The organism is Ensifer adhaerens, from assembly GCF_002007205.1.
Classification (GTDB): Bacteria; Pseudomonadota; Alphaproteobacteria; order Rhizobiales; family Rhizobiaceae; genus Ensifer; species Ensifer adhaerens_D.
The window spans coordinates 1,021,316-1,042,232 of record NZ_LAZS01000006.1; the positions used below are offsets into that span (position 1 = coordinate 1,021,316).

A 20,917-nucleotide genomic window follows, 5' to 3' on the forward strand; every position below is an offset into this window, starting at 1 on the left:
GAAGCGTCGCGCTGCGGGCGTGATGCTATGACAAAGCGGCTCAGAATAGAGAACGTCTCCGCTCGGAGAATCCCTCCGGCCGCTGCAATGGAAGTGTCCTTCAAGCAGCCCTTGAACGCCCTCGCACCGACCTCGGCGCCGGCATGAAGCGGCTGCAGACCTATTTCTGGCCCGTTATCGGCCTTCTCGCGATCCTCTTCTCGGTCAACGCGCTCTATCATGAGCTGCGCGGCCTGTCGTTCGACGAGTTTCTCGCAAGCTTCAATGCGATTTCGCTGAAGAGCTGGCTGCTTGCGATCGGCTCGACGCTGCTCGCCTATGCGGCGCTGGCCGCCTACGACCGGCTGGCGCTCGACCATCTCGGCCACCGCATCTCGCTCTGGTTCATCACGCTTTGCTCGTTCACGACCTACGCGTTGTCCCATAACCTCGGCGCCTCGGTGTTCTCCGGTGCGGTCGTGCGTTACCGCGCCTACCGTTCCAAGGGGCTTTCCCCGGGCGAAGTCGGCGTGCTCGTCGCCTTCTGCTCCTTTACCTTCACGCTCGGCACGCTGGTGCTTTCCGCCGTCGTCCTCCTGGTGCGGCCCGACATCATCGAACGTTTTGCGGAATTCCTGCCGGTGGAAATGTCGCTGACCACGGGCGTGCTCATTCTTGTTGTCATCGGGCTCTACGTCATCGGCAGCCTCGTCGGGCTGCCGTCCTTCCGCACGCGCTGGTTCCAGCTGCACTACCCGAAACCGAAGATCGTCTTCCGGCAGCTGGTGATCGCGCCGGTGGAACTGATCGGTGCCGCCGGGATCATCTATTTCGCCCTGCCGGAAGCGGGAAATCCGGGCTATATCGTCATCCTCGGAATCTTCCTCGCGTCCTTTTCGGCGGCGCTTCTGTCGCATGCGCCCGGCGGGCTCGGCGTGCTCGAACTGATCTTCATCGCCGCCCTGCCGGAAATGGATCCGGCCGCCGTGCTTGCGGCACTCGCGATCTTCCGGCTGCTCTACCTGGTCATTCCCTTCATCCTGGCGCTGGTGGTGATCCTGGTGTTCGAACGGGCGCGCTTCGTAGCGGAGCGCCCCCCGCCGAAGGGAACCGACCTTCCCTAGAGCGAGTCCTTTGCGCGGCTTGCTCCAGGCGGAACGCGCGCCGCCTCAGGGCGCGTTGCAGACGGCAGGCACCGCCTGTTCAAGCGGCCCCTTGACCTCATGCAGGCGCGCCGCCTCGATCTGGTAGGGCGTGAACGGCGGCACCTGCAGCGACGGATTGATGATCCGGGTGACGTAGCAGCCGGCAAAGAACCGCACCCGCCCCCGCTTCTCGATCGATTTCACCGCAACCGGAACGGCGGAATAGATGCTGCCGGCCCCGGCCTCCGTCTTCACCTTGCCGACCATGACCTCGACCGACACCGTGCGCTCATAGCCGCCTGTGAAGGACTTGAAGCTGCCGACAGGTTTTTTATCGCCGAAGTAGCCGTAGGCGCGGGCATATTCCTTGCGGTTGACGGCGTTGTAGAGCGAGCGGACGAGCGCCGCCCCATCGGACCGGTCGTCGACATAGGCAACGCTATCTTGCGCCAGAGCCTCGCCATTCAAGGCTGCAAAGGCGCCGAGGGCGAAGACGGTGGATCGAAGCTTCATGGCAGTCCTCCTGTGTCGTGCGGCAGCCGAACACAACAATGAGGCGAAGCCATAGCAGGATTCGTGACTGGATTGATAACGGCATAGGCCAGCGACCCTCCGGCGCGGCGCCGGCGATCCCTTTGACGTCAGGACAATTGGGAGGCGGTGGGAGCGATGGCACCGATCGACCACAAAGCCACGGGCGCAGGCGCAAAAATGAAAAGAGCCCCGTGTGGGAGGAGGTACACGGGGCTCTCGAACTTGATCGGAGGCTGGGAGGAGGAGTGCCGCCGATCCGCATCGGGCGCCGCGGGAGGAGGTGCAGCGCTTCGATAAGTCATATAATAATTATGCATCGCAACAATTTCAAGGCATCATTTTTGCATTGCACAAAATCGTGATGAAAGGCTGGGGCAGCCTGCCTGCCTCGAGGTCCGAAGCCGGCCGTGGAAAGGCCGCGCCGCGGTAACTCGAGAGACACAACCACTGATGGCTTTTTCCCTTTTGTTCATCTTTTTTGATATACCACTATGTGGAGTTCACGAATAGATTTTCACTTATTAATTGTAGGCATTCAATGAAATTGCTGCTCCAGATTCCGACCGTCCTCATCGGCGTCCTGATCCTTGCGACCTGGTTCGCCAGCCTCCGTCTCGTGGTGCTGCCGCCCGGCTCCTTCAAGCTCCGAGCGATGACAGCGCTCGTCTATCAGGGGCACGGCTAACGCCTGATCGACAGTCCGCTCGCCATGTGCGGCCGGCAGGCCTACCCGGCCGCCGACTGCGAGGAGGTGGCCGTGAACCATCTGGGCAAGCGGCGGCTGCTGCGGCTGCCCTTCAGCCAGTGGCTCTACGATTTCACCGACCCCGATCCGGTGAGCCCCACGGCTTCGATCGAAGATACGCCACTTCGAAACTCGATCCAGTAGGGGACCGGCGCGCACGGGCGGGGATGCGAGGGCGCGAACGAGCTCCCGGTCAAGGTTTTGAACCATCAGGCTTTTTCACAGCGACTTTCTTAACTCCCCCTTAAATTGCCGCATTTAAAGTTCACCCGGTCGCCGTGGCGGATGGGCGTGGGACGCCGTTACCGCCGTCGAAATCGATTGGCCGCAACAATAGCGCCAAGGGCCACCGCTGCGCGGTGAGGGATAGATCAAACGGCATGGCAGCAAGCGGCAGGTCAGGACAGCGGATCGAGCCATCGTTCGGCGGACACGAGGACGATGATGACGACGATTTTCGCGTCGAGGCCAGCGACCGCGTGACCACCAGCCGCAAGGCGCCCCGCGGCAAATCTTCCGGCCAAGGCAACAGGAACAGCGGCAAGAAGAAGGCAGCTAGCAAGCGCGGCGGCGGCCGTCGCGGCTCCGGTGGCGGTGGCCTTGTCGGTCTCGTTCGCACGCTGTTCTACTGGTGCATCGTGCTCGGCATCTGGGGCGCCATGGGCGTCGGCGGCCTGGTGCTCTACTACGGCGCGCGCATGCCGAGCGCCGAAAGCTGGTCGATCCCCGAGCGTCCGCCGAACGTCAAGATCCTCGCCGTCAGCGGCGACATCATCGCCAACCGCGGCACCACCGGCGGCGAAGCGCTGTCGCTCGAAAACATGTCGCCCCATATTCCTCAGGCGGTGATCGCGATCGAGGACCGGCGCTTCTATTCGCATTTCGGCGTCGATCCGCTGGGCCTCGCCCGCGCGATGCTGACGAACGTCACCACCGGCCGCATGGTGCAGGGCGGCTCGACGCTGACGCAGCAGCTGGCCAAGAACCTGTTCCTGTCGCCCGAGCGCACGCTGGAGCGCAAGGTGCAGGAAGTGCTGCTCGCCTTCTGGCTCGAGCAGAAATATTCCAAGGACCAGATCCTGGCGATGTATCTCAACCGGGTGTTCTTCGGCTCCAACGCCTATGGCGTCGAGGCGGCCTCGCGGCGCTACTTCAACAAGTCGGCGCGCGACGTGAACCTCGGCGAAGCAGCCCTTCTCGCCGGCCTGTTGAAAGCCCCTTCCCGCCTGTCGCCGGCGCGCGACCCGAAGGCGGCGGAAGAGCGCGCACAGGTCGTGCTCGGCGCCATGCGCGAGGAAGGCTACGTCACCGACAGCGAGATCAAGACGGCAATGTCGCAGACCCCGACCAAGGCCAAGAGCTATTGGTCGGGTGCCGAGCACTATGTCGCCGACATGGTGATGGACCAGCTTCCCGGCATGATCGGCGAGATCAAGGAAGACCTCGTCATCGACACGACGATCGATCTCAACCTCGAAAAAAAGGCCGAGGAAGTGATCTCCGCCACGCTGGACGCCGAGGGCAAGAAGCTCGACGCCTCGCAGGCAGCCCTCGTTTCGATCGACGGCACCGGCGCCATCCGGGCGCTCGTCGGCGGCAAGGACTACGCCGAGAGCCAGTTCGACCGCGCCTCCAAGGCCAAGCGCCAGCCGGGCTCGGCCTTCAAGCCTTTCGTCTATGCCGCGGCCATGGAGATCGGCCGCACGCCGATGTCGATCCGCAATGACGGGCCGGTCCGGATCGGCAACTGGACGCCTGAAAATTACGACCAGAAGTATCGCGGCGAAGTGACGATCGCCGACGCGCTCGCCAACTCGCTGAACACGATCGCCGCGCAGCTCGTCATGGAGGTGGGTCCGTCGAACGTCGTCAAGGTCGCCCATCGCCTCGGCATCGATTCCGAGATGCAGGCCAATGCCTCGATCGCGCTCGGCACGTCGGAAGTGAGCCTGGTCGAGCTCACCTCGGCCTATGCCCCGTTCATGAACGGCGGCTTCAAGGCGACGCCGCACGTCATCCGCCGCATTTCCAAGGCGGATGGCACAGTGCTCTACGAGAACACCTACGACAACCCGCCGCGCGTACTGGACCCGGCGATCGTCAGCGAAATGAACCAGATGCTGGTGCGGGTGCTGACCAAGGGCACCGGCAAGAAAGCACAGATGAAGGGCTGGGAAGCGGCCGGCAAGACCGGCACGACGCAATCCTTCCGCGACGCACTGTTCGTCGGCTACACCTCGAACCTCACGACCGGCGTCTGGTTCGGCAACGACGACGGCAAGTCGATGAAGAAGGTGACCGGCGGCGGCCTGCCGGCCAGGGCCTGGCACGATTTCATGATGGCGGCCCACGAGGGCCTCTCGCCCTCGCCGCTGTTCGGGACGGCCGGCGTGCAGCCGGTCTTCGATGACGGCACCGCGCCGCCTTCCGGCGACCTGATGTCCGGCGATCCGGAAGCCTTCCCGGAGGCGCCTGTCGGCGTCGATGGCGGCGTTGCCGTCGGACAGCGTCCGGTGGACCAGGGCGGCGATCCATGGGGTGGCCAGAGCGTCGACCAGGGTAACGGCGGCATGGTGCCGCCGGCCGATGTCGGCCAGACGACCGGAGCCACGCGCCGCACCACGCTTTTCGATATTCTGACCGGCGGCTGAGCCGCCCGCGAACCTTGATTTGACAGGGGATCCGGCCTGTAGGCAGGCTGCGGCCGACGGCCCATTTCGGGCTAGACAAATCCCGGGCTTGCTTTTGCCCCCAAACGCCCCGCAGAATGCCTTGCAGTCCGAAACGCCGGTCCTTATATACGCCGCATCGGCGCAGTCTCAGCTGCGAAGAAATCCAAAGACCATCCCGTTAGGGGCTGTCTCACGAATGCCTGACCGGGTTCCGACAGTCCGCTGCAAGGAGAGAACGACATGGCTAAAGTAATTGGTATTGACCTGGGAACGACCAACTCCTGCGTCGCCGTCATGGACGGAAAAGACGCGAAGGTGATCGAAAATGCCGAGGGTGCGCGCACGACCCCCTCGATGGTGGCATTCAGCGAAGACGGCGAACGTCTCGTCGGCCAGCCGGCCAAGCGCCAGGCAGTCACCAATCCGGAAAACACGCTTTTTGCGATCAAGCGCCTGATCGGCCGGACCTTCCAGGACCCGACCACGCAAAAAGACAAGGACATGGTTCCTTACAAAATCACCAAGGCCGACAATGGCGACGCCTGGGTCGAAGCGCACGGCAAGGATTATTCCCCGTCGCAGATCTCCGCCATGATCCTTCAGAAGATGAAGGAAACGGCCGAATCCTACCTCGGTGAAAAGGTCGAAAAGGCCGTCATCACCGTTCCGGCCTACTTCAACGACGCCCAGCGCCAGGCAACCAAGGATGCCGGCAAGATCGCTGGCCTCGAAGTGCTGCGCATCATCAACGAGCCGACCGCGGCAGCGCTCGCCTACGGCCTCGACAAGAAGGACGGCAAGACGATTGCCGTTTACGACTTGGGTGGTGGTACCTTCGATATCTCGGTTCTGGAAATCGGCGACGGCGTCTTCGAAGTGAAGTCGACCAACGGCGACACCTTCCTCGGCGGTGAAGACTTCGACATGCGTCTCGTCGAATACCTCGCCGGCGAATTCAAGAAGGAACAGGGCATCGACCTGAAGAACGACAAGCTCGCTCTTCAGCGCCTCAAGGAAGCCGCCGAAAAGGCCAAGATCGAGCTGTCCTCGTCGCAGCAGACCGAAATCAACCTGCCGTTCATCACGGCTGACGCTTCCGGTCCGAAGCACCTGACGATGAAACTGTCGCGCGCCAAGTTCGAAAGCCTTGTCGACGACCTGATCCAGCGCACCGTTGCCCCGTGCAAGGCAGCCCTCAAGGATGCCGGCGTCTCGGCTGCCGAGATCGACGAAGTCGTTCTCGTCGGCGGCATGAGCCGCATGCCGAAGGTTCAGGAAACCGTGAAGCAGCTGTTCGGCAAGGAGCCGCACAAGGGCGTGAACCCGGATGAAGTGGTCGCCATGGGCGCCGCCATCCAGGCCGGCGTTCTGCAGGGCGACGTCAAGGACGTTCTCCTGCTCGACGTTACCCCGCTGTCGCTCGGCATCGAAACGCTCGGCGGCGTCTTCACCCGCCTGATCGAACGCAACACGACGATCCCGACCAAGAAGTCGCAGACCTTCTCGACCGCCGACGACAACCAGTCGGCCGTGACGATCCGCGTTTCCCAGGGCGAACGCGAAATGGCCGCCGACAACAAGCTGCTCGGCCAGTTCGACCTCGTCGGCATTCCGCCGGCACCGCGCGGCATGCCGCAGATCGAAGTGACCTTCGACATCGACGCCAACGGCATCGTGCAGGTTTCGGCCAAGGACAAGGGCACCGGCAAGGAACACCAGATCCGCATCCAGGCATCCGGTGGTCTCTCCGACGCAGACATCGAGAAGATGGTCAAGGACGCCGAGGCCAACGCGGAAGTCGACAAGAAGCGCCGCGAAGGTGTCGAAGCCAAGAACCAGGCCGAAAGCCTGATCCACTCCAGCGAGAAGTCGCTGAAGGATTACGGCGACAAGGTTTCGGAAACGGACCGCAAGGCGATCTCCGACGCGATTGCCGCGCTGAAGACCGCCGTCGAAGCGTCCGAGCCGGACGCCGAAGACATCAAGGCCAAGACCAACACGCTCATGGAAGTTTCCATGAAGCTCGGCCAGGCGATCTATGAAGCCCAGCAGACGGAGGCCGCGCATGCGGATGCCGCCGCTGACGCTGCGCGCGACGGCGATGTCGTCGATGCCGACTACGAAGAAGTCAACGACGAGGACGACCGCAAGCGCTCGGCCTAAGTCGCCCCTGGAAACAGACGAAGAAGCCCGGGTTCGCCCGGGCTTTTTTGTTGCCGGGCTCTCCCGGCGTGACCGGCAATATCGGTAATCGGCACCATGACCTGCCGCAAACGTACCTTTTCCGACAAAAAACCGTATCTACCGTCGTTCGGGCTATGGTATCGCGCTTCAAGGTTTACTAAATCGGTGGCAAGGTAAACGGGCAGCCGCCGAGCCATCGCGCTGGCACGCCAACAGGATAATCTTCTACGAATGAAACGTGATCTCTACGAAACGCTTGGTGTTGCCAAGAACGCCGACGAAAAGGAGCTGAAGAGCGCCTTCCGCAAGCTCGCGATGAAGTATCATCCGGACAAGAATCCCGGCGACGCAGCAGCGGAAAAGACCTTCAAGGAAATCAACGAAGCCTACGAGATGCTCAAGGACCCGCAGAAGCGGGCGGCCTACGATCGTTACGGTCACGCTGCCTTCGAGCAGGGCGGCATGGGCAACGGCTTCGGCGGCGCTGGGGCGGGCGCGGGCGGCTTCTCCGACATCTTCGAGGACATCTTCGGCGAGATGATGGGCGGTGGACGCCAGCGGCGCTCGTCGGGCGGCCGCGAACGCGGCGCGGATCTTCGCTACAACATGGAGATCTCGCTCGAGGAAGCCTTCAGCGGCAAGACCGCACAGATCCGCGTTCCGACCTCGATCACCTGCGACGTCTGCACCGGCTCCGGCGCCAAGCCGGGTACGAGCCCGAAGACCTGCGGCACCTGTCATGGTTCCGGCCGCGTGCGCGCCGCTCAAGGCTTCTTCTCGATCGAACGCACCTGCCCCACCTGCGGCGGCCGCGGACAGACGATCACCGATCCCTGCGGCAAGTGCCACGGACAGGGCCGGGTTACCGAAGAGCGCACGCTCTCGGTCAACATTCCGGCCGGCATCGAGGACGGCACCCGCATCCGCCTTTCGGGCGAAGGCGAAGCCGGCCTTCGCGGCGGACCATCGGGCGACCTCTACATCTTCCTCTCGGTCAGGCCGCATGAGTTCTACCAGCGCGACGGCGCCGATCTCTATTGCAGCGTGCCGATCTCGATGACGACGGCTGCCCTTGGCGGCAAGTTCGACGTGACCACGCTCGACGGCACCAAGTCGCGCGTCACGGTTCCCGAGGGCACACAGGCCGGCAAGCAGTTCCGCCTCAAGGGCAAGGGCATGCCGGTGCTGCGCTCGGCGCAATCCGGCGACCTTTACATCCAGATCCAGATCGAAACGCCGCAGAAGCTGACCAAGCGCCAGCGCGAACTGCTGCAGGAATTCGAGCAGATCTCGTCCAAGGACAACAATCCGGAATCGACCGGCTTCTTCGCCCGGATGAAGGATTTCTTCGATACGCTGAGCGACTAAGGCTTCCAGCCTGACGAGTTCTGCAGCGCCGCGCGCCGGAAACGGTTGCGCGGCGCTTTTGCTTCAGATCGAGGCCGCGAGCTGCCACAGCCCGGCCAAGACGAGCCCCGCCCCGGCGACACGGGAGAGGATCTTTCCGCCGGGCACGACCTTTTCCGCCAGAACGAAGATGGCGATGGCGGCGATCCACAGCACGTTCATCACCCCGCCAACGAACAGAAGCGCCATCAGCGCCCAGCAGCAGCCGACGCAATAAAGGCCGTGCCGTACGCCGAGGCCGAAGGCGCCGCCCGCTTCCTTGCGAAAGCCGCCGTGTTTCTGGATGAAGAGCAGCGGCGCCTGGCATTGGCTAAGACAGCGGTCCTTGAGCGGCGTGAACTGGAACAGGCCGGCGGCGACCAGCACGGTGCCGCTGAGCACCACACTGGCGCTTGCAAACGCCGGCGTGAGCAACAGGGCGTGATCGAGCAACCATTGCCCGAGAACGGCTGCGAGCGCGAACAGGATCCACGCCGACAGATAGCCGGCGGCGAAGAAGCCGGTCGCGGCAAAGGGTTTGCCCTGTTGGGCCGCCTGGCGGCCGACGCGGGCATAGAGGAGGATCATCGGCGTTGCCGACGGCACCATCATGCCAACCATCATCACGGCCCACATGACGAAGGCATAGGCGAAGGTCGTAGCGTTCCAGGGAGCGGCAACCGCGCTCGCCATCGATGCCATCGAGCCCTCTTCAGTCCCCATGGTCATCGGCATCTCCATGGACATGTCCATGCCGGAGCCCATATCCATGCTGTCGGAAGGTGCCGCAGGAATGGTCATCTCCATGGCCGACGCCAGCCACAGGACATAGAGCCAGCTGACCGCCGTCAGGATGGCCAGCGCCGCCACGACGACGACGCGGTCACGTCTGAGCAAGGTTTCGAGCACCGTATCCTTCATCGACGTCAGTGGACCACGCCGCTTTCGGTCAGATGCATGCGGGCGAAATGGGCATGCGAATCCGCAAGCGCCAAGGTCAGCGGCCCCTTCGTATCGGCCCATCCGCGTCCGACTTCGCAGAGGTCGTATTCGAAGCCATGGGGGAGATTGATGCGCGCCTGATGGGTGGCGCCGGTCACCGGATTGAGGATCGGCTCGCCGCGCGCGACGATCCAGCCCGGCACGTTCAGCCGCGCCGTTCGAGCGCCGATGTCGACCTCGAAATCGATCTCGGCGAAGACCGGATCGTGCATGGTTTCGAAGGTGGTCGCAAAGACCTGGAAGAAGGTCGCGCCGGGCTCCGTATCTTCGCCGCTCATGATGCGCAGCAACGCGCCTCGCTGCTCGTCGGACGCGCGGCTATCGACGATCGGCACCACCTGTCCCCGCCCCTCGTGGATCGCGCCCGGCCAGGCGGCGATCAGGCCTCCACGAAGCCCGTCGAGCCGCGTGTCGCCATGATAGCCTTCCTCGATCTCGAAGGCGCCGACGGCGCTGCAATGGCCTTGTGTCGGCAGGGCATTGAACTGGCAGGGGCAGCCATAGGCGCAATTGCAGTGAATGAACTCGCGCCCCTTCATCATCCATCTGACACTCGTCATCGTCTCCTCCCGGGATCTGATCGGTGTTCGTCTCGCGGTCTCCCCGCAAACGGATGCTTTCCATTAGAGCTCAAAAATATACACTTCTCCACCGCCGATGCCAACGGCAGCCGAAGGCCGGGAGACCGAAACGCGAGAGCGCCGCGGGTTGGCTGGACCCACGGCGCTTCGATGATCGGACTTTCGCGTCCCCCCTGGATGAAACGCTGCTCAGAGCGTCGCCATGCCGCCATCAACGATCAGCTCGGCGCCGACGGTAAAGGTGGCTTCGTCGGAGGCTAAGAAGACAACGGCCTTGGCGATCTCGCTCGCATCGCCGAAGCGGCCGAGCGGGATCTGCGCGGCGATCGCATCGACCACCTGCTTGTTTTCCTCGGGCGTTGGGGCGTGGCCGTCATGGAGCGGGGTGCGGATCGGGCCGGGGCTGACGGCATTCACCCGGATGCCGCGGCCGATGAGTTCGCCTGAGAGCGTGCGTGCCAGCGACAGCAGGCCTGCCTTGGTCAGCGCATAGACGCTGGAAGTCGGCATGCCGATATGGGCGTTGATCGAGGTGTTGAGCACGACCGAGGCACGCTTCGAGAACACCGGCAGCAGCGCCTGGATCAGGAAATACGGCCCCTTGAGGTTGATGGCGATCGACCGGTCGAAGCTTGCCTCGTCCCACTGTTCGATCGGCTGCAGCTTGGCGATGCCGGCATTGACGAAGAGGATGTCGAGCGTGCCGAAGGCGGCGCGGATCTTTTCGGCAACGGCGGCCTGTCCGGCGACGTTGCCGGCGTCTGCCTCGATGATCAGTGCTGCCTCGCCGAGGATGGCGCGGGCTTCGACGATGTTCTTCGGATTGGTACCGGTGACGGCGACCCGTGCGCCTTCGGCGATGAACTGCCGTGCGGTTTCGAGACCGATACCGCTGGTGCCGCCGGTGATGAGTGCCGTCTTGTTCTCTAAACGTGACATGATGAGATCCTCTTGTTGGGTTGAGGAGGAAGCCGGTTCGATTGGCCATCCTCCGTTGCCAACAGATATGGCGGAAAAGGATCGTTCGGATTAGTCTTCCAATCCTGGAACTCGAATTCGGGAAAGCCGAACGATGATGAAAATCGAGGGAATAGCCGCCTTTGTCGCCGTCGCCGAAGCCGGTTCGATCAGCGAGGCAGCGCGGCGCCTGCGGCTGTCGAAATCCGTCGTCAGCGAAAGGCTGGCAGAACTGGAACGCGGGCTCAACGCCAGCCTGCTTCATCGAACCACGCGCAAGCTGACGCTGACCGAAGACGGCATCGCTTTTCGCGAGCGGGCCATCCGGATCATCAGCGAGGTGCAGGCGGCGGCAAGCGACATCGCCGAGCGCCGCGGGCTGCTGACGGGACCGCTCCGGATCGCAGCCCCGGTCAGCTTCTGCCGCCGGCACCTCGGCCCAGCGCTCTATCCGTTCCTCGCGCAGCATCCGGAGATCGAGCTGACGCTCGATCTCGACGACCGGCGGGTGGATGCCGCCTCCGAGGGCTACGATGCGATCGTGCGTCATGGCGTCATCGCCGATTCGCGCCTGGTCGTCTGGAAGCTCGCCAGAAGCCGACGCCTGCTCGTCGCTTCGCCCGACTATCTCGACCGGCACGGCATGCCGGCGTCTATCGACGAGCTCGAGAGCCATCGCGGCATCTTCTATACCAACCGCGGTGCGGCCGACTGGCGCTTCGAAGGACCTTCCGGTGCGACGGTCGTACGAGCCCGCCTGGCGCTCGGCATGAACAATGGCGACATGCTGCACGATGCCGCGGTCGCCGGGCTCGGCATCGCGCTCCTGCCCGCCTTCATCGCCGGCCCTTCGGTGCGCGAAGGGCAACTCAAGGAGATCGACGTCGGGCTGCACCCGGAGCCGGAGTTCATCTACATGGCGCATCCGGAGGGCCGGCGCGTCTCCACCAAGCTCAGAGCCATCGCCCGGCACCTGAAGGAAGCCTTCGGCGATCCGCCCTATTGGGACCCGTGAAGGTCCCGCAATCCCGGCACAATCGTTGCCGGCGACGGTATCGCGCCGATCACCGGCCAAGTCTTGACCAAGGCTTGACCGAAACCGGCTGCCATCAGCAGCGCATCCCCTGACAACCGAAAATCGGATTCCTATTTCTTCATGCGGAACCTCTTTCTGAACTGGATCGTCCTCATGGCGCTTGGCACTACCGCTCACGCAAGCCCGCTGTCCCCTGCCCCCACCGATGCCGAAATACAGGCGATCCTGACCGACCGGATCGACAAGCAGCAACAGTCGATCGGCATCGTCGTCGGCATCGTCGATGCCAATGGCCGCCGCGTCGTTGCGCATGGCCATCCCGCCATAGGCGATCCACGCCCCGTCGACGGGCGGACGGTGTTCGAGATCGGCTCGATCACCAAGGTCTTTACCGCACTGCTGCTTGCCGATGCGATGGAGCAAGGCACGCTCAGCCTCGGCACACCCGTGGCCACCCTCCTACCGATGAGCGTCATCATGCCCGAGGACAAGCAGACTCCGATCACGCTCGGCGACCTCGCTACGCACATGTCCGGCCTGCCGCGCCTGCCCAGCAATCTGGTGCCCGCCGACATGAGCAATCCCTATGCCGGCTACGACGCGGCAAAGCTCCATGCCTTCCTTTCCAGCCACAAGCCGTTGCGGCGCCCCGGCGTCGAGCATGAATACTCCAATCTCGGCGCCGGGCTTCTCGGCCACGCGATCGCCTTGCAGGCAGGGATTTCGTATGAGGAGCTCGTCGTCAGCCGCATCGCCGCGCCGCTCGGCATGAAGGACACGGCGATCACGCAGCAGCCTGAGTGGGCCGAACGCCGGGCAAAGGGCCACGATGCGGCCATGGAGCCGGTAAGGGATTGGGATCTCGACGCGCTGCAGGGCGCGGGCGCCCTGCGCTCAACCGTGGACGATCTCCTGCTTTTCCTTGAAGCCGCCATGGGCAAGACGGCGTCGCCGCTCGCTCCCGCCTTCGCCACGCTGCTGGCAACCCGCCAGCCACTCGGCAACGGCGACGGCGACCAGCAGGCGCTCGGCTGGGTGATCTCGGGCAAGGGCGACGACCAGTTCATCTGGCACATTGGCGGAACCGGCGGCTATCGATCCTTCGTCGGCTACCGTCCGTCGACCGGTGTCGGCGTCATCGCCCTCTCCAATGCGTCGACCGAGGTCGGTGTCGACGACATCGGCCGCCATCTGCTCAATCGAAACGCGCCGCTCGCGCCGCCAATCGTCAAGCGTACGGCCATGACGATCGATCCGGCGCGCTATGACGCCTATGTCGGCACCTACAGGCTGGCGCCGGATTTCGAGCTCACGATCTTTCGGGATGGTGACAGCCTGTTTGCCCAGGCGACCGGACAGGACCGGCTCGAGATCCTGCCGGAGGCCGAGCATCGCTTCTTTACCAAGCTCATCGATGCCCAGATCAGCTTCACGCTCAAGGGCGACCGAGCCCAAAGCCTGACCTTGCATCAGGGCGGGCGGGAGAGCCCTGCACCTCGGGTCTCGAAATGATCGGCGTCTCCCGCCTGCTCCTGAAGGCGGGAGACGGTTTCCCAATCGATCAGAACAGCAGATCGATGGTGAAGTAGGCGAGCGCCGAAATCGCCGCCGCCGCCGGCATGGTGATGAACCAGGCAATGACGATATTGCCGGCAAGCCCCCAGCGCACCGCCGAAACGCGGCGCGCAGCACCGACGCCGATGATCGCGCCGGTGATGGTATGGGTCGTCGAAACGGGAATGCCGAGCCAGGTGGCGGCAAAGAGCGTGATCGCCCCACCGGTTTCGGCGCAGAAGCCCTGCATCGGGTTCAGCTTGGTGATCTTCGAGCCCATCGTGTGGACGATGCGCCAGCCACCGAACAGCGTGCCGAGCGCGATCGCCGCCTGGCAGGTGATCACCACCCAGAAGGGCACGTAGAATTCCGAGCCGAGATACCCTTGCGAAAACAGGAGCACGGCGATGATGCCCATGGTCTTCTGCGCGTCGTTGCCGCCATGGCCGAGCGAATAGAGCGAGGCCGAGATGAACTGCATCACGCGGAAGGTGCGGTCGACGGCAAAGGGCGTCTGCCGCACGAAGATCCAGGAGACGATCAGCACCAGGAGCAGCGCCAGGAAGAAGCCGATCGCCGGCGACATGAAGATGGCACCGACGGTCTTCAAAAGGCCCGTCCAGACGATGGAACTGAAGCCGGTGCTGGCAAGGCCGGCGCCGACAAGGCCGCCGATCAGCGCATGCGACGAACTCGACGGGATGCCGAAAAGCCAGGTGACGATGTTCCAGACGATCGCACCGATCAGCGCCGAGAAGATCACCAGCGGCGTGACGATGCCCGGGTCGATGATGCCCTTGCCGAGCGTTTCGGCCACATGCAGGCCGAAGAACAGGAAGGCGATGAAGTTGAAGAAAGCCGCCCACATGACCGCATATTGCGGCCGGAGCACCCGTGTCGAGACGATCGTCGCGATCGAGTTGGCGGCATCGTGCAGACCGTTCAGGAAGTCGAAGAACAGCGCGATGCCGATCAGCCCGACGAGCAACGGAAAGGCGAGCGTCGCATCCATCAGACGTTCTCGATCACGATGCCGCTGATTTCATTGGCAACGTCCTCGAAGCGGTCGACGACCTTTTCCAGTTCGCCATAGATCTCGCTGCCGATGATGTAGGCCATCGGGTTGTCGGCGCCATGGCGGCGGAAGAGATCCTTGAGGCCCTTGTCGTGCAGTTCGTCGGAACGGCCCTCGATGCGGGTGATCTCTTCGGCAATGGCTATGAGGCGGTCGTGATTGGTGCCGATGCGGTCGAGCAGCGGAATGGCCTCGGCGATCAGATGCGCAGCCTGGCCGACGATCGCCCCCATTTCGCGCATGCCGGGATCGAAGCTCTTCTGCTCGTAAAGCCGGATCGTCTTGACGGTCTTGTGCATCATGTCGATGGCATCATCCATCGACTGGATCAGATCCTTGATGTCGCCACGGTCGAAGGGGGTGATGAAGGACCGGCGCACGGCCAGCAGCACTTCGGCGGTGATGTGGTCCGCTTCGTCCTCGAGCGCGACGATCCGGTCGCAGTGCTTCTCCATGTCGTCGCCGCCGGAAAGCAGCTTGTCGAGCGCATCGGCGGCGCCGACGACGGTTCTCGAGTGTTTGGCGAAGAGGTCAAAGAAGCGATCCTCGCGGGGAAGCAGTTTGCGGAACCAAGTCAGCATCAGAAATATGTCCATCCATGGATTGTCATAAAACTGTCATATTTGACGGAGGCGCTCAAGAAAAGCACCTGTTTCAAGGGGTTTTCCGCCTTTCCCCTGCCGATATCGACCAACGGCCCCTATATGGACCAGCGTGCCGTTTCGCCTTGCCTTGGCGGTGGCTTTCGTCCTAGCTGCGCCCAACGTCGAATCCGGACTGCCGATGCCACAAAAGGTCTTTCTCAGCCGCCTGAAGCTCATGGAGTTCCGCAACTATGCGGCGCTGTCGCTGGAGCTCGACCAGCGCCATGTGGTGCTGACCGGGGAGAACGGCGCCGGCAAGACCAACCTCATGGAAGCCGTCTCCTTCCTCTCGCCCGGACGGGGCCTCAGGCGTGCCGCTTATGCCGACGTCACCCGCGTCGGCGCCAATGACGGGTTTTCCGTCTTCGCCGAGGTCGAGGGCATGGAAGGGTCGGTGGAGATCGGCACCGGCACGGCCGGGGTGGCGGAGGGCCAATCACGGCGGCTCAGGCTCAACGGAACGCCGGCGGCGACCGTCGATGAGCTGACGGACCACCTGCGCGTCCTCTGGCTGACACCATCGATGGACGGGCTGTTCACCGGCGCCTCCTCCGACCGGCGGCGGTTCCTCGACCGGCTGGTGCTTTCGCTCGATCCGGAACATGGGCGGCGCGCCAGCGAATTCGACCGGGCGATGCGCAGCCGCAACCGGCTGCTCAGCGAATTTCGCCCGGACCCGGCGTGGCTGACGGCGATCGAGCGCGAGATGGCGGGCCTTGGCGTGTCGATGGCGCTGGCGCGCCAGGAAATGCTCGGGCTGCTGACGGCGCTTGTCGAGCGGAATGTCGACGAAAGCGTCTTTCCGTCGGCCCGCCTGGCGCTATCAGGGTTTCTCGACGACGAGGGGCATCGCCCGGCCTATGATCTCGAAGAACAATATCTGACGATGCTGCGCGACGGTCGTCCGCGCGACGCGGCAGCCGGTCGCACGCTCGACGGGCCGCATCGCAGCGACCTCATCGTTCGCCACCGGGAGAAGGACATGGAGGCGTCGCGCTGCTCGACCGGGGAGCAGAAGGCGCTGCTCGTCGGCCTGGTGCTGGCACATGCGCGCCTCGTCGGCGACATGACCGGCCACGCGCCGATCCTGCTGCTCGACGAGATCGCGGCCCATCTCGACGTCAACCGGCGCGCCGCCCTGTTCGATCTCGTCGATGGCCTTGGTGGCCAGGCTTTCATGACGGGCACGGATCAGGCGATGTTCGAGGCGCTTGGCGACCGTGGTCGATTCCTGACGGTTTCGCATGGCAGCGTTACGGGATAAGCAAAGAGCCACCGAGGAGGATTTGCCATGACCGGTGAGAACAAGCTCGACCAATCGGAGATCGCCCGCTACGCCCGCCATATCGTGCTGCCGGAAATCGGCGGTGCCGGGCAGCAGAAACTGAAGGCAGCGCGCGTGCTCGTGATCGGTGCCGGCGGGCTTGGCGCTCCGGTGCTCGTTTATCTCGCTGCCGCCGGCATCGGCCGGATCGGTATCGTCGACGACGACACGGTGGCACTATCCAATCTGCAGCGGCAGATCATCCACCGCACCGAGGACATCGACCGCGCCAAGGTCGAGCGGGCAGCCGAAGCGATCGCCTCGCTCAATCCGCATGTCGCCGTCGACGAACACGGCCTTCGCCTCAACCCCGACAATGCCGAGGCGCTGTTGCGGCAATACGATCTGGTGATCGACGGCTCGGACAATTTCGACACGCGCTATCTCGCCGCCGATACGGCGGCAACGGTCGGCATCCCGCTGGTGACCGGCGCCGTCGGCCGCTTCGACGGGTCGCTGACGGTACTGATGCCGTACAAGGCAGGCGCCGATGGACGGCCGAACCCCTCCTACCGCGATCTCTTTCCGGAGCCGCCACCGGCCGGCGTCGTGCCCTCCTGTGCGGAGGCCGGCATCGTCGGCGCATTGACGGGCGTCATCGGCACGCTGCAGGCGATGGAAGCGATCAAGGTGATTGCCGGGTTCGGAGAACCGCTGGTCGGGCGACTGTTGATGTATGACGCGCTGACGGCGCAGTTCAACACCATCCGCTACCGGCGCAGAGCGTAGGCCGACGACAATGCAGGTCTTCCGCATCGATGAAACATTCGGCCGGCAGGAGGAGTTGCTGAGGCTGATCCTTGCCGCCTTCTCCTACATGGACGGGCGGATCGACCCGCCGTCTTCGGCGCACGCTTTGAACACCGAATCACTTCGAGAGAAGATTGCCGATGAGATCGCCTTCGGCGTCAGCGATGGCGAGCGGCTCGTGGGCTGCATCTTCTGCAAGCCGGAGATCGATTGCCTCTATATCGGCAAGCTCGCGATCGCGCCGGAGACGCAAGGAAGGGGCATCGGCCGGCTGCTGCTCGCGGAGGCGGAGGCAACGGCGCGCGCGCTCGGCCTTCCCGCGCTGCGGCTGCTGACCCGCATCGAACTCGCCGACAATCACCGCGCCTTTGCCGCCTGGGGCTTTGTTCAAAGCGGCACGATGTGCCATCCGGGATTTAACCGACCGACGGCGATCGAGATGCGCAAGACGCTTTAGCGCTTCGAACAAGCCATTCCCGACGGACCGCACGGCAGGGCGTGCGGCGCCCGGCGATCAGTCGCGCCCGGGAAGTACCCGGTCCGGCGGACGGTGGCCATCGAAGAAGGTGCGGATGTTGATCACCACCTTGTCGCCCATGTCGATGCGGCCCTCGAGCGTCGCCGAACTCATGTGCGGCAACAGCACGACCTTGCCTTCGCCCGCAAGCTTGATCAGCTTCGGGTTGACCGCCGGCTCGTTCTCGAAGACGTCGAGGCCGGCGCCGGCGATCTTGCCCTCGCGCAGGCACTTGATCAGCGCCGTCTCGTCGATGATGCCACCGCGGGCGGTGTTGACGATGTAGCTGTCCGGCCGCATCAGCGCCAGCCGCCGGGCCGAGAGCAGGTGATAGGTCGCCGGCGTCGAGGGGCAGTTGACCGAGACGATGTCGACGCGGGCGAGCATCTGGTCGAGGCTGTCCCAGTAGGTCGCCTCCAGCATCTCTTCGGTCTCGGCCTTCACCCGGTGGCGATTGTGGTAGTGGATCGAAAGGCCGAAGGCCTTGGCACGACGGGCGACGGCCGTGCCGATGCGACCCATGCCGACGATGCCGATGCGCTTGCCGGCAATGCGCCGGCCGAGCATCCAGGTCGGCGACCAGCCGGCCCATTCGCCCTTGCGGTCGGTCAGGATCTGCGCACCTTCGGCAAGTCTTCTCGGCACCGCCAGGATCAGCGCCATCGCCATGTCGGCGGTGTCTTCCGTCAACACGTTGGGCGTGTTGGTGACGGTGATGCCCTTGCGGGCTGCGGCATCGACATCGATGTTGTCGACGCCGTTGGAGAAGCTGGCAATCAGCTTCAGCTGCGGGCCGGCCTGTTCGATCAACGCCGCGTCGATGCGATCGGTGACGGTCGGAACCAGCACGTCGGCGCGCTTGACCGCTGCCACGAGCTCCGGCTGGCTGCGCGGCGTGTCGTCGATGTTCAGCTCCGCATCGAAGAGTTCGCGCATGCGCGTCTCGACGATGTCAGGCAATTTGCGGGTGATGTAGACCGTGGGCTTCTTCTTGCTTGTCATTGCTGCGACGGGCCTTGTTGACGGGTCCTTAACCAAGTTGGGCGATACTTTCTCCCTGTAGCCGCAATTTCTACCAGACCCCACCGGGAAGACAAACAAAACTCGCGTCGTCGTCCCCGCGATTTCCGCCCGCCCCATGGGCCTCAAGTGAACTGCGCCTGCAAAAGCTAGTGCCACGGAAAATGGGCTTCGTCATGCGTCACGTCATTTCCAGATTTTCGCTCTCTTTGATCGCCGCCTGCCTTGGCGCCGGGATCATGGCGTCTGACGCCTACGCGCAGGCTGCCAAGGGCGCCAGCGGGCTGCCGCTGCCACGCTTCGTCAGCCTCAAGTCGAAGAGCGTCAATCTGAGAATCGGTCCAAGCGTCGATTACGCGGTGGCCTTCCGCTACATGAAGCCGGGCGTGCCGGTCGAGATCATCCAGGAGTACGACAACTGGCGCCGCATCCGCGACGCCGACGGTACCGAAGGCTGGGTCAACCAGGCGCTGCTTTCCGGCGATCGCACCGCCGTCACAGCCCCTTGGATGCGCGGCAAGGGCGAAGGCGTCTTCGTCAACATGCGCCGCGATGCGCAGGGCAACTCCCCGATCGTCGCCCGCATGGAGCCCGGTGTCATCGTGAAAGTCGGCGAGTGCAATGGCGACTGGTGCCATGCCGAAGCGCAAGGCGTCGAGGGCTGGATCGCCCAGGGCGAAATCTGGGGCGCCTATCCGGGCGAGGCCTTCAAGTAAGGCCGCGCCCTTCCTTCACAAAAATGCAGTCCGTGCGAATCAGGCGAGACCAGCCTGTTTGGCGGCCGTTTCCAGCGAGACCATCGGCCGCGGCCCGATCTGGCCGATGACGATGCCGGCAGCGAGATTGCCGAGCTTGCTGCAGTCTTCGAGAGAACGCCCCGCCGTGTAACCATAGAGGAATCCCGCAGCGTAGAGATCGCCGGCACCGGTCGTGTCGACGACCTGGGCGATCGGCTTCGCGGCAACGCGAACCCGTTCGGAACCACGAACAACAACGGAGCCTTCTTCGCTCAGCGTCACGGCCGCGAGCTTGCAATCCTTCGAGAGCTTTTCCAGCGCCAGGTCGAAATCCTCGGTCTCGTAAAGCGCCAGCGCCTCCTGCTTGTTGGCGAAGACGATATCGACCGTGCCGGAACGCATGAGCTCGAGGAACTCGTCGCGGTAACGATGAACGCAGAAGCTGTCGGAGAGCGTGATCGCGGTTTCGCGACCATTTGCGTGGGCGATCCGAGCGGTTTCGCGGATCGCATCCTTGGCGCGCGGCGGATCCCAGAGATAGCCTTCGAAATAGGTGACCTTGGCTTCAGCGACGACCTCGGGTTCCACGTCCTCGGGGCCAAGCTCGACACAGGCGCCGAGATAGGTGTTCATCGAGCGTTCGCCGTCTTCGGTGACGAAGATCATCGAGCGCGCCGTCGGCGGCACGCTTTCAAGCGGCTTCGTCTGGAAGTAGACGCCCTGGGCGCGGATATCGTGGGCGAAAATCTCGCCGAGCTGGTCGCTCGCGGTCTTGCCGAAATAGGCGGCACGGCCACCGAGGCTGGCGACACCGGCCGCCGTATTGCCGGCGCTGCCGCCGGAGGCTTCGACCGCCGGGCCCATGCGCGAGTACAACAACTCGGCCCGCTCGGCGTCGATGAGGTTCATGGCGCCCTTTATGATGCTGTTTTCATTCAGAAAAGCGTCGTCGCAGCGCGCGATGATATCGACGATGGCGTTGCCGATCGTCAGCACGTCGTATTTTGTCATGAACCTCGTCCGGTCTCCGTGATGGCCGGTGTTCGTTAATACCGGTTTTCCGGCCATTTGGAAG

At 63.8% G+C, this 20,917-nt stretch carries 20 protein-coding genes; 12 read left to right on the forward strand and 8 right to left on the reverse strand.

Going from position 1 to position 20,917, the window contains the following annotated elements; genetic code table 11:
• The first annotated feature begins 143 nt into the window (after positions 1-143).
• Positions 144-1,103 carry a lysylphosphatidylglycerol synthase transmembrane domain-containing protein gene (locus XB14_RS17645; RefSeq protein ID WP_077962842.1) on the forward strand — a complete coding sequence of 320 codons (960 nt, stop codon included), beginning with the start codon at positions 144-146 and terminating at the stop codon, positions 1,101-1,103.
• Positions 1,104-1,148: 45 nt separating this feature from the next.
• Here XB14_RS17645 and XB14_RS17650 read toward each other — a convergent pair whose 3' ends face one another.
• Positions 1,149-1,637: a hypothetical protein gene (locus XB14_RS17650; RefSeq protein WP_077962843.1), complete on the reverse strand. Its 489-nt coding sequence runs from the start codon at positions 1,635-1,637 to the stop codon at positions 1,149-1,151.
• 559 nt (positions 1,638-2,196) lie between these two features.
• Here XB14_RS17650 and XB14_RS33275 point away from each other — a divergent pair.
• The 5 genes from XB14_RS33275 (at position 2,197) to dnaJ (ending at position 8,627) form a co-directional block, all read left to right on the forward strand.
• Positions 2,197-2,343 carry a hypothetical protein gene (locus XB14_RS33275; protein ID WP_179119604.1) on the forward strand — a complete coding sequence of 49 codons (147 nt, stop codon included), beginning with the start codon at positions 2,197-2,199 and terminating at the stop codon, positions 2,341-2,343.
• 72 nt (positions 2,344-2,415) lie between these two features.
• On the forward strand, positions 2,416-2,547 hold the full coding sequence (locus tag XB14_RS33780) for a hypothetical protein (RefSeq protein ID WP_268802288.1): 132 nt from the start codon (positions 2,416-2,418) through the stop codon (positions 2,545-2,547).
• Positions 2,548-2,783: 236 nt separating this feature from the next.
• Complete coding sequence (locus XB14_RS17660; protein WP_077962845.1) at positions 2,784-5,054, forward strand: transglycosylase domain-containing protein; 2,271 nt, start codon at positions 2,784-2,786, stop codon at positions 5,052-5,054.
• Positions 5,055-5,315: 261 nt separating this feature from the next.
• Complete coding sequence (dnaK, locus tag XB14_RS17665; protein ID WP_077962846.1) at positions 5,316-7,238, forward strand: molecular chaperone DnaK; 1,923 nt, start codon at positions 5,316-5,318, stop codon at positions 7,236-7,238.
• Between the two features lie 252 nt (positions 7,239-7,490).
• Positions 7,491-8,627: a molecular chaperone DnaJ gene (dnaJ, locus tag XB14_RS17670; RefSeq protein WP_077962847.1), complete on the forward strand. Its 1,137-nt coding sequence runs from the start codon at positions 7,491-7,493 to the stop codon at positions 8,625-8,627.
• 63 nt (positions 8,628-8,690) lie between these two features.
• Here the strand turns inward: dnaJ and XB14_RS17675 are convergent, their stop codons facing one another.
• From XB14_RS17675 to XB14_RS17685, 3 genes are all read right to left on the reverse strand, one after another.
• Positions 8,691-9,566, reverse strand: a complete 876-nt coding sequence (locus XB14_RS17675) for a DUF2182 domain-containing protein (RefSeq protein ID WP_077962848.1) — start codon at positions 9,564-9,566, stop codon at positions 8,691-8,693.
• A gap of 5 nt (positions 9,567-9,571) precedes the next feature.
• Positions 9,572-10,207, reverse strand: a complete 636-nt coding sequence (locus tag XB14_RS17680; protein WP_077962849.1) for a DUF1326 domain-containing protein — start codon at positions 10,205-10,207, stop codon at positions 9,572-9,574.
• 210 nt (positions 10,208-10,417) lie between these two features.
• Entirely contained in the window at positions 10,418-11,167 is a 750-nt protein-coding gene (locus XB14_RS17685) for an SDR family oxidoreductase (protein ID WP_077962850.1), read from the reverse strand.
• Between the two features lie 133 nt (positions 11,168-11,300).
• Between XB14_RS17685 and XB14_RS17690 the strand changes: the two genes are divergently transcribed.
• The gene (locus XB14_RS17690; protein WP_077962851.1) at positions 11,301-12,200 is read left to right on the forward strand and encodes a LysR family transcriptional regulator; all 900 of its coding nucleotides are present in this window, start codon (positions 11,301-11,303) and stop codon (positions 12,198-12,200) included.
• 141 nt (positions 12,201-12,341) lie between these two features.
• Positions 12,342-13,733 carry a serine hydrolase gene (locus XB14_RS17695; protein ID WP_210190025.1) on the forward strand — a complete coding sequence of 464 codons (1,392 nt, stop codon included), beginning with the start codon at positions 12,342-12,344 and terminating at the stop codon, positions 13,731-13,733.
• A 49-nt stretch (positions 13,734-13,782) separates the two neighbouring features.
• Here XB14_RS17695 and XB14_RS17700 read toward each other — a convergent pair whose 3' ends face one another.
• Together XB14_RS17700 and XB14_RS17705 are read right to left on the reverse strand one after the other, a co-directional pair.
• Positions 13,783-14,787 carry an inorganic phosphate transporter gene (locus tag XB14_RS17700; RefSeq protein ID WP_077962852.1) on the reverse strand — a complete coding sequence of 335 codons (1,005 nt, stop codon included), beginning with the start codon at positions 14,785-14,787 and terminating at the stop codon, positions 13,783-13,785.
• On the reverse strand, positions 14,787-15,431 hold the full coding sequence (locus XB14_RS17705; RefSeq protein WP_077962973.1) for a DUF47 domain-containing protein: 645 nt from the start codon (positions 15,429-15,431) through the stop codon (positions 14,787-14,789). Before XB14_RS17705 ends, XB14_RS17700 begins: the two co-directional genes overlap by 1 nt.
• Positions 15,432-15,633: 202 nt before the next feature.
• Between XB14_RS17705 and recF the strand changes: the two genes are divergently transcribed.
• Genes recF through XB14_RS17720 form a run of 3 tightly spaced genes read left to right on the forward strand, consistent with a single transcriptional unit; the run spans position 15,634 to position 18,025 of the window.
• Positions 15,634-16,758 carry a DNA replication/repair protein RecF gene (recF, locus tag XB14_RS17710; RefSeq protein ID WP_077962972.1) on the forward strand — a complete coding sequence of 375 codons (1,125 nt, stop codon included), beginning with the start codon at positions 15,634-15,636 and terminating at the stop codon, positions 16,756-16,758.
• A 27-nt stretch (positions 16,759-16,785) separates the two neighbouring features.
• The gene (locus XB14_RS17715; protein WP_077962853.1) at positions 16,786-17,547 is read left to right on the forward strand and encodes a molybdopterin-synthase adenylyltransferase MoeB; all 762 of its coding nucleotides are present in this window, start codon (positions 16,786-16,788) and stop codon (positions 17,545-17,547) included.
• Between the two features lie 10 nt (positions 17,548-17,557).
• The gene (locus tag XB14_RS17720; RefSeq protein WP_077962854.1) at positions 17,558-18,025 is read left to right on the forward strand and encodes a GNAT family N-acetyltransferase; all 468 of its coding nucleotides are present in this window, start codon (positions 17,558-17,560) and stop codon (positions 18,023-18,025) included.
• Between the two features lie 57 nt (positions 18,026-18,082).
• On the opposite strand, the gene XB14_RS17725 is transcribed toward XB14_RS17720, so the two are convergent.
• Entirely contained in the window at positions 18,083-19,087 is a 1,005-nt protein-coding gene (locus XB14_RS17725; RefSeq protein WP_077962855.1) for a 2-hydroxyacid dehydrogenase, read from the reverse strand.
• A 182-nt stretch (positions 19,088-19,269) separates the two neighbouring features.
• Here XB14_RS17725 and XB14_RS17730 point away from each other — a divergent pair, with 182 nt between their 5' ends.
• Positions 19,270-19,821: an SH3 domain-containing protein gene (locus XB14_RS17730; RefSeq protein WP_077962856.1), complete on the forward strand. Its 552-nt coding sequence runs from the start codon at positions 19,270-19,272 to the stop codon at positions 19,819-19,821.
• A gap of 39 nt (positions 19,822-19,860) precedes the next feature.
• Here XB14_RS17730 and XB14_RS17735 read toward each other — a convergent pair whose 3' ends face one another.
• Positions 19,861-20,853 (reverse strand): adenosine kinase, encoded by a 993-nt coding sequence (locus tag XB14_RS17735; RefSeq protein WP_077962857.1) that lies wholly within the window; start codon positions 20,851-20,853, stop codon positions 19,861-19,863.
• Positions 20,854-20,917 lie beyond the last annotated feature (64 nt).

Coding starts and splice junctions, on each gene's coding strand:
- XB14_RS17700 (WP_077962852.1), bottom strand. CDS start 14,787: ATGGATGCGACGCTCGCCTTTCCGTTGCTCGTCGGGCTGATCGGCATC.
- XB14_RS17660 (WP_077962845.1), top strand. CDS start 2,784: ATGGCAGCAAGCGGCAGGTCAGGACAGCGGATCGAGCCATCGTTCGGC.
- XB14_RS17685 (WP_077962850.1), bottom strand. CDS start 11,167: ATGTCACGTTTAGAGAACAAGACGGCACTCATCACCGGCGGCACCAGC.
- XB14_RS17645 (WP_077962842.1), top strand. CDS start 144: ATGAAGCGGCTGCAGACCTATTTCTGGCCCGTTATCGGCCTTCTCGCG.
- recF (WP_077962972.1), top strand. CDS start 15,634: ATGCCACAAAAGGTCTTTCTCAGCCGCCTGAAGCTCATGGAGTTCCGC.
- XB14_RS17695 (WP_210190025.1), top strand. CDS start 12,342: ATGCGGAACCTCTTTCTGAACTGGATCGTCCTCATGGCGCTTGGCACT.
- XB14_RS17725 (WP_077962855.1), bottom strand. CDS start 19,087: ATGACAAGCAAGAAGAAGCCCACGGTCTACATCACCCGCAAATTGCCT.
- XB14_RS17680 (WP_077962849.1), bottom strand. CDS start 10,207: ATGACGAGTGTCAGATGGATGATGAAGGGGCGCGAGTTCATTCACTGC.
- XB14_RS17730 (WP_077962856.1), top strand. CDS start 19,270: ATGGGCTTCGTCATGCGTCACGTCATTTCCAGATTTTCGCTCTCTTTG.
- XB14_RS17720 (WP_077962854.1), top strand. CDS start 17,558: ATGCAGGTCTTCCGCATCGATGAAACATTCGGCCGGCAGGAGGAGTTG.
- XB14_RS17735 (WP_077962857.1), bottom strand. CDS start 20,853: ATGACAAAATACGACGTGCTGACGATCGGCAACGCCATCGTCGATATC.
- XB14_RS33275 (WP_179119604.1), top strand. CDS start 2,197: ATGAAATTGCTGCTCCAGATTCCGACCGTCCTCATCGGCGTCCTGATC.
- XB14_RS17690 (WP_077962851.1), top strand. CDS start 11,301: ATGATGAAAATCGAGGGAATAGCCGCCTTTGTCGCCGTCGCCGAAGCC.
- XB14_RS17675 (WP_077962848.1), bottom strand. CDS start 9,566: ATGAAGGATACGGTGCTCGAAACCTTGCTCAGACGTGACCGCGTCGTC.
- dnaK (WP_077962846.1), top strand. CDS start 5,316: ATGGCTAAAGTAATTGGTATTGACCTGGGAACGACCAACTCCTGCGTC.
- dnaJ (WP_077962847.1), top strand. CDS start 7,491: ATGAAACGTGATCTCTACGAAACGCTTGGTGTTGCCAAGAACGCCGAC.
- XB14_RS17715 (WP_077962853.1), top strand. CDS start 16,786: ATGACCGGTGAGAACAAGCTCGACCAATCGGAGATCGCCCGCTACGCC.
- XB14_RS17705 (WP_077962973.1), bottom strand. CDS start 15,431: ATGCTGACTTGGTTCCGCAAACTGCTTCCCCGCGAGGATCGCTTCTTT.
- XB14_RS17650 (WP_077962843.1), bottom strand. CDS start 1,637: ATGAAGCTTCGATCCACCGTCTTCGCCCTCGGCGCCTTTGCAGCCTTG.